At 43.5% G+C, this 1,459-nt stretch carries 1 protein-coding gene; it reads left to right on the plus strand.

Annotated features, from left to right (window positions below):
• Positions 1-261 precede the first annotated feature (261 nt).
• Complete coding sequence (locus tag CLV25_RS15865; protein WP_165877117.1) at positions 262-1,287, plus strand: IS110 family RNA-guided transposase; 1,026 nt, start codon at positions 262-264, stop codon at positions 1,285-1,287.
• The last annotated feature ends 172 nt before the right edge of the window (positions 1,288-1,459 follow it).

Genomic DNA, 1,459 nt, shown 5'->3' on the forward strand with positions numbered 1-1,459 from the left:
CTCGTATGTTTGCAGCACAGGAATGGCCAGTGAAATTTACCATGATTCGGTAAGTTTGCGACCATTAATCAGAAAAGAAGACGTGAGAATAGCAAATTAGCCTTGATAACAGCAACCTGTATATCGTCCGTCAGATTATGCCCTCACGCCTTTTCTTCTAAGAGTCTGAATAGTATCTAAGGAATAGTCCATGTGCCTATATCCAGCATATTTTACGAGTGAAGACGACAAGAAGAATTCTTTTCCAAACAGGTAATATCAGTGAAAAAAAGAGTACTAGTTGTAGGCATCGATATCTCAATGGATGACTTTCACGCCTGCATTAAAGAAAAGGGGCCTGATGGTAACGTTAGGATAAAAGGGAGCAGTAAGTTTTCCAATGATGGCAAAGGGTTTAAGGCATTCACCGCTTGGGTTGCCAAGCGAGAAACCGAGAATAGCACCACGACTTACGTAATGGAGGCCACCGGAAGCTACTACGAGAACCTAGCCTACGAGCTGTATAATTTAGGATTTAAGGTATGCGTAGAGCTTCCTAATAAAATAAAGCACTTCAGCAAAAGCCTTAATGTCAAAACCAAAACCGACAAGGTGGATGCAGGTGTAATTGCCCAAGTAGGAATAGAGCGAGCCCTTCCAGCATGGCTTCCATTAGCTCCCGAGTATCGGTCATTAAGGGATCTTTGCAGGGAACGGCTCTCGTTAGTTCAAGAGAAATCTAAAGCGAAGAACCAGCTGCATGCCATGCGCCATTCCCATGATAAGCAGGCCTGCGTTATCGAGCTAAAAGAGGAGCAGATTGCTTTTTATGAAGCCTCTATAAAGAAGATCGAGAAAGCGATTAAAAGCATTATTGATGCGAACTCAACCCTAAAAAAGAAGATCGCTCGGATAGAAAAGGTCAAGGGGTTAGGGTTTGCAACCATTGTAACGGTACTGTGTGAAACCAATGGGTTCATACTGTTCAAGAGCATCCGGCAAGTGGTCAGCTACTCGGGCTTAGATGTTGAGATGAAAGAATCGGGCAAACTTGTCGGAAAAAGTAGGATATCCAAGAAGGGGAATGCAAGGATACGGCAGTGTCTCTTCATGCCCGCATTATCAGCAACACAGCACAACGAACGGATAAAGGATTTATACGGTCGAATTATCGAGCGAAATCCCGACAAAAAGAGAAAAGGCGTCGTTGCAGGAATGCGCAAACTCCTAATCCTCATTTTTGTACTATGGAAGAAAGATGAAGAGTACATCCCCAACCATCAATGGAACGCTAAAGACATCGGATAACGAGGAGGCTAAGCCTTCTTTTGGTTATTTCTGCGAAGCAGAAAAAAAGGCGGAGACTAAGTCCCCGCACTAGATAGACTTCGGCCTAACGAATCGGCTTTAGCCTTCTTTTGGTTGCTGCAAAGATAAAAAAATGATCGTAATCCTTGGATTTAATCATAGTATCTGACGG

Origin of the sequence: Acetobacteroides hydrogenigenes, assembly GCF_004340205.1 — a bacterium.
GTDB classification, from domain to species: Bacteria; Bacteroidota; Bacteroidia; order Bacteroidales; family ZOR0009; genus Acetobacteroides; species Acetobacteroides hydrogenigenes.